The following is a 5436-nucleotide window of genomic DNA, read 5'->3' as shown; positions in this document are numbered from 1 at the left end:
CCCCGCCCGCCCCATTCTCCGGGAAAAACGCGTCAACAAGCGCTTACCGTCGCGTCACGAGAAGCTCGTGCGAGAGGTATTGACGGGCCCCCTTCTCCCTCATACGGTCACGCAGACCCATTGAAACGACTCAATCAAGTGTTCCGCCGCCACGGGATGCGCGGGGCACGGAAGGATGTCGTGATGACACCTCACGGGCAACGCTCAGCGACGCGCGCTCGGCCCGGCCGCCGCGCCCTCGCGCTGCTCTCCCCCCTGCTGGCGGGGACCCTGGTCGCCGGTGCGGCGGGCGCCCACGCCGCCGGCCCCGGCAAGGGCCCCGGCGGCCCCCCGGGCCCCCCGGACCGCGGTCCCTCCGCCATCCAACTGGAGAACCTCGACCGCGGCCTGGTCGCCGTCGCCACCGATGAGGGCAACTTCCTCAGCTGGCGGCTCCTCGGCCACGAGGTGACCGGCCACGGCGACACGGGGATGACCGGAGCCGACTTCAACGTCTACCGCGACGGGGAACTCCTGGCCACGGTCACCGACAGCACCAACCATCTCGACGCCGATGCCGACCCCGGGGCGCGGTACCGGGTCGCCGCCGTGGTCGACGGGGTGGAGGTGGACGCGGGCGAGGAGGTCGCCCCCTGGTCGGAGGGCTACTACGACCTGCCGCTGACCAAGCCCGCCGACGGGGTGACCCCGGTCGGGGAGCGCTACACCTACTCCGCCAACGACGTGAGCGTCGGTGACGTGACCGGCGACGGGCGGTACGAGTTCATCGTCAAGTGGGACCCGTCCAACTCCAAGGACGTCTCCCAGCGCGGCTACACCGGCAACGTCTACATCGACACCTACACCTTCGACGGCACCCTGCTGCACCGCATCGACCTGGGCGTCAACATCCGGGCCGGGGCGCACTACACCCAGTTCCTCGTCTACGACTTCGACGGCGACGGCCGCTCGGAGATGATGTTCAAGACGGCCCCCGGCACGAAGATCATCAATTACGACGAGAGCGGCGCGCCGGTCTCCGAGCAGTACATCACCATGCCGGAGGAGGACCTGGCCGCCGGCTGGTCGCACGAGGACGACTACCGGCTGAGCGCCTCGGGCTACCGGGACCACGTCATCGGGATGTTCCTCGACTGGCACGAGCACCCCGAGGTGGTGGAGGGCAACTGGCCCGCCACCCTGGAGGCCGCGTTCGGTATCGAGAACCGGTACGACTACCCGCTCTCCCGCTCCGACGCCGAGGAACTCGCCGACCACTTCCTCGACGAGTACGCCCCCTCCCGGAGCGGCAACAACCGCCTGCGGGAGTTCGAGGGCTTCATCGTCGACGGCCCCGAGTACCTGACCGTCTTCGACGGCGCGAGCGGCGCCGAGTTGGAGACCATCGAGTACAAGCCCGGCCGCCACGACGACGGCCTGATGTGGGGCGACTACGCCATGTCCCGCATCGAGCCGGGCAACCGCGTGGACCGCTTCCTCGCCGGCGTGGCCTACCTGGACGGCACCCACCCCTCCGCCGTCTTCGCCCGCGGCTACTACACCCGCACCACGCTGGTCGCCTACCGCTGGAACGGCGAGAAGCTGGTCGAGGACTGGTACGTGGACAGCGGCTGGACGCCGATGTCCAACCCGTTCAACGACAGCCCGCACGGCGTGGACGGCACCGACCCGGAGTACGGCTCCCTGACCACCCAGGGCTTCCACTCGCTGGCCACCGCCGACGTGGACGGTGACGGCCGGCAGGAGATCATCTACGGCTCCGCCACCATCGACCACGACGGTTCCGTGCTCTACAGCTCCTTCGCCGAGGCCCCGCCGCAGAGCGCGGCCCCGGGCGAGATGCTGCGGCTGGGCCACGGCGACGCCATGCACGTGGCCGACATCGACCCGAGCCGTCCCGGCCTGGAGATCTACACCGTCCACGAGGGCGGCCCCTGGGCCCCGCTCGGCTTCGCCCTGCGGGACGCGGCCACCGGTGAGATCCTCTACGGCGGCTACACCGGCGTGGACACCGGTCGCGGCATGGTCGGCGACATCGACCCGAGCCGTCCGGGTCTGGAGACCTGGGGTTCGGGCAGCGTCGGGCTGTGGAGCGCCGACGGCGAGCGGCTGGGCGACCGCATCCCCGGCACCAACATGAGCATCCGGTGGGCCGCCGACATGACCACCCAGCTCGTCAACGGTGCCATCGACGTGACGCCGACCATCGACGACTGGCAGCGGGGCCGGTTGCTCACCGCCACCGACACCCGCACCAACAACCACACCAAGGGCAACCCCTCCCTGGTCGCGGACATCTTCGGCGACTGGCGCGAGGAGCTGGTGGTGCGCACCACCGACAGCAGCGCGCTGCGGATCTTCGTCAGCACCGAGGTCACCGATCGGAAGCTGTACACGCTGATGCACGACCCGATGTACCGCACCGGTGTGGCGTGGCAGCAGACCACCTACAACCAGCCCACCTACCCGGCGTTCCACCTGGGCTCGGGCCTGGACTGGTCGACGGTGCCGATCCCGGAGTACTGGGCACCGGGCAGCGTCGACGCACTGGGGAGCCGGTTGGCGGACCTGATCGACTCCGGTGACGTGGCGGGTGCCGCGGTGCAGCGTCTGGGCAAGCCGCTGGAGCAGGCCGCCCGTCATCTGGACCGCGGGGACGCGAAGGCCGCCGCGAAGGCGATCGAGCAGTTCCTGCACCAGGTGGAGAAGCCGCGGGGCGGCACCGTCTCGGACGCCGCCCGGGCCTCGCTGGGCCACCACGGCTCGGTGGTGTTGCGGATGCTGGGCGGCTGAGCCGCCCGCGGGGCCCCGTCCCGGACCCCGCTCCCCGACCTCTCCGGTCCCCGGACGCCGTCGGCCGCGCCTCGCGGTCGACGGCGTCCGGCTTTCCGACCGGGGGCCCGCCGGGCCGGTGCCCCCGGAGCCCTCGGGCCGTCGTCCCCCGAGGGGACGACGGGGGCGCCCACCGCGGACGCGCGGCAGTCCCCCGGGACTCGGCGGGAGGGGGCCGGCGGCGGCCCCGGGGGAGGCCACCGGGGGTCGCCGCGGCGGTCCCCGCGGCCCCGCGACGCTCCGGAGTGACGCCCGTCGTCACCCCACGAAAGTTTCGGATCACAGAAAAGAACAACACGCACCACAATCGTCCCCCAGCCGAGCGTGATCGAAGAGATTCGATGCCTCACCTCAGAGGAAAGCGGGAGAGAAGCGACATCGGAAAAAGTGATCCGAGCACCCATCACCGAAAGTTTCCGGCTAGGCTGCCGGCATGGCAGCCAAGGAACGGGTGACGATCGCCCGAATCGCAGCGGAGGCGGGGGTTTCCGCACCCACGGTGTCGAAGGTCATCAACGGCCGCCCCGAGGTCGCCCCCGAGACCCGCCGCCGGGTGGAGGGGCTGCTGCACAAGCACGGCTACCGGCGCCGCGTGGGCCAGGCCGAGGAGCCGGCCGGTCTGGTGGATCTCGTCTTCGCCGAGATCGAGAGCCCCTGGGCGATGGAGCTGATCCGGGGGGCGGAGACGGCGGCGCACGAGGCGGAGGCGAGCGTGGTCATCTCCGTGCTGCACACCCACGCCGGCCCCGGCCGGGACTGGTTGGAACGGATCGCCGCCCGGCGCACCGACGGGGTGGTGATCGTGGCCTCCCGGCTCTCGGAGACGGTGCGCTCCCAGCTCTCCGCACGGGCCCTGCCCTTCGTCGTCGTGGACCCCGAGGGGGAGCCCGCCGCCGGGGTGGTCTCGGTCGGAGCGACCAACTGGAGCGGCGGCCTGGCCGCCACCCGGCACCTGCTGGAGCTGGGGCACCGGAGGATCGGCATGATCAGCGGTCCGCCGGACATGCTGTGCAGCCAGGCCCGCATCGACGGGTACCGCGCGGCCCTGGAGACCGCCGGGATCGCCATCGATCCGACGCTGGTGCGGCGGGGGACGTTCCTGGTGGACTCCGGACGCACCCACGGCACCGCCCTGTTGACCATGGACGAGCCCCCCACCGCGATCTTCGCGGGTAGTGACCTGCAGGCCTTCGGTGTGCTGGACGCGGCCCGCCGGTTGGGACTGCGGGTCCCGGAGGACCTGAGCGTGGTCGGCTTCGACGACCTGCCCCTGTCGCATTCGGCCTGGCCTCCGCTGACCACCGTGCGTCAGCCGCTGGGGGACATGGCCGCGCACGCCGTGCGGACGGTGTTGACGATGCGCCGCGGCGAGAGCCCGGACGCGCGGCGGGTGGAGCTGGCCACGGAACTGGTGGTGCGGGACAGCACGGCACCGCCGCGTTCGGGCGGCTGAGTCCCCCCCCCCCGGCGCCGGGAGCGGCGGAGCCCCCGGGCGGGGCGGCGGGGATCGGTGCCCCCCGCCGCCCCGCGTCGCCGGCCGCACCGGCACCGTTCACGCGCCGGCGAGCCGGAGGTCGTCGGTGCGCACGCAGGCGGCGGCGTGCCCCGCCCCGGTGGGCACCATGGGCGGGGGCTGTCCCGGCACCGCGCACACCTCGGGTCGCGCGTAGGGGCAGCGGGTGTGGAACGAGCACCCGGGCGGCGGCGCGGCGGCGTCCGGCAGTTCGTCGGAGAGCCGGATCCGGTTGCCGGTGCCGCGCAGGCGGGGGTCCGGGCGCGGCACGGCCGAGAGCAGCGCCTCGGTGTACGGGTGTCGGGGCCGCGCGAAGAGCGACTCCGTCCCCGCCACCTCCACGATCCGCCCGAGGTACATCACGGCCACCCGGTCGCAGACGTGGCGCACCACCGAGAGGTCGTGGGAGATGAAGAGGTAGGTGAGGTCCAGCTCCTCCTGGAGGTCCCGGAGCAGGTTGAGCACGGAGGCCCGCACCGAGACGTCGAGCGCGGAGACGGCCTCGTCGGCGACCACCAGCCGGGGTCGGGTGATCAGGGCCCGGGCGATGTTCACCCGCTGACGTTCCCCGCCCGAGAAGGCGTGCGGGTGCCGGTTGAGGTATCCGGTGGGCAGGCGCACCATCTCCATCGCCTCCGAGACCCGCCGGGTGAGTTCCCGGTCGTCGGTGAGGCCGTGGTTGCGCAGCGGCTCGCCGATGATGTCCCGCAGGGTCATGCGCGGGTTGAGCGAGGAGAAGGGGTCCTGGAAGACCAGCCGCACCTCCCGTTGGAAGGGGCGCAGGGCGCGGGTGGACAGGGTCGCCAGGTCCACGGGGCCGGCCCCGGATCGGGGTCGGTAGCGGATCTCGCCGGCGGTGGGGCGGATGGAGCCGACGACGCAGCGGCCCAGGGTGGTTTTCCCGCAGCCGGACTCCCCCACCAGGCCGAGGGTCTCCCCGGCACGGATGGTGAGGTCGACGTCGGTGACGGCGCGGACCCGGCCGGTGGTGCGGCCGAGGAAGCCCCGGCGGATGGGGAACTCCACCCGCAGCCGGCGGATGTCGAGGACGGGTTCCCCCTCGGGCACGGGGTCCGGGGCGGCTTTCGTGG

The 5436-nt window shown here is 72.5% G+C and carries 3 protein-coding genes; 2 read left to right on the top strand and 1 reads right to left on the bottom strand.

Going from position 1 to position 5436, the window contains the following annotated elements:
* Window positions 1-183: 183 nt before the first annotated feature.
* Together FOE67_RS30415 and FOE67_RS15310 are read left to right on the top strand one after the other, a co-directional pair.
* Window positions 184-2793 (top strand): rhamnogalacturonan lyase, encoded by a 2610-nt coding sequence (locus FOE67_RS30415; RefSeq protein WP_182664598.1) that lies wholly within the window; start codon window positions 184-186, stop codon window positions 2791-2793.
* Window positions 2794-3265: 472 nt separating this feature from the next.
* The gene (locus FOE67_RS15310) at window positions 3266-4285 is read left to right on the top strand and encodes a LacI family DNA-binding transcriptional regulator (RefSeq protein WP_182664596.1); all 1020 of its coding nucleotides are present in this window, start codon (window positions 3266-3268) and stop codon (window positions 4283-4285) included.
* Between the two features lie 99 nt (window positions 4286-4384).
* Here FOE67_RS15310 and FOE67_RS15305 read toward each other — a convergent pair.
* The coding region (locus FOE67_RS15305) for an ABC transporter ATP-binding protein (protein WP_228473919.1) at window positions 4385-5436 on the bottom strand (1052 nt) is incomplete at its 5' end.

Source organism: Streptomyces calidiresistens (genome assembly GCF_014141525.1).
GTDB lineage: Bacteria > Actinomycetota > Actinomycetes > Streptomycetales > Streptomycetaceae > Streptomyces > Streptomyces calidiresistens.
This window is presented reverse-complemented; position numbering and strand designations above follow the sequence as displayed.

Excerpts from the sequence above, each read along its gene's own strand:
- FOE67_RS30415 (WP_182664598.1), top strand. The coding sequence starts at position 184 with ATGACACCTCACGGGCAACGCTCAGCGACGCGCGCTCGGCCCGGCCGC.
- FOE67_RS15310 (WP_182664596.1), top strand. The coding sequence starts at position 3,266 with ATGGCAGCCAAGGAACGGGTGACGATCGCCCGAATCGCAGCGGAGGCG.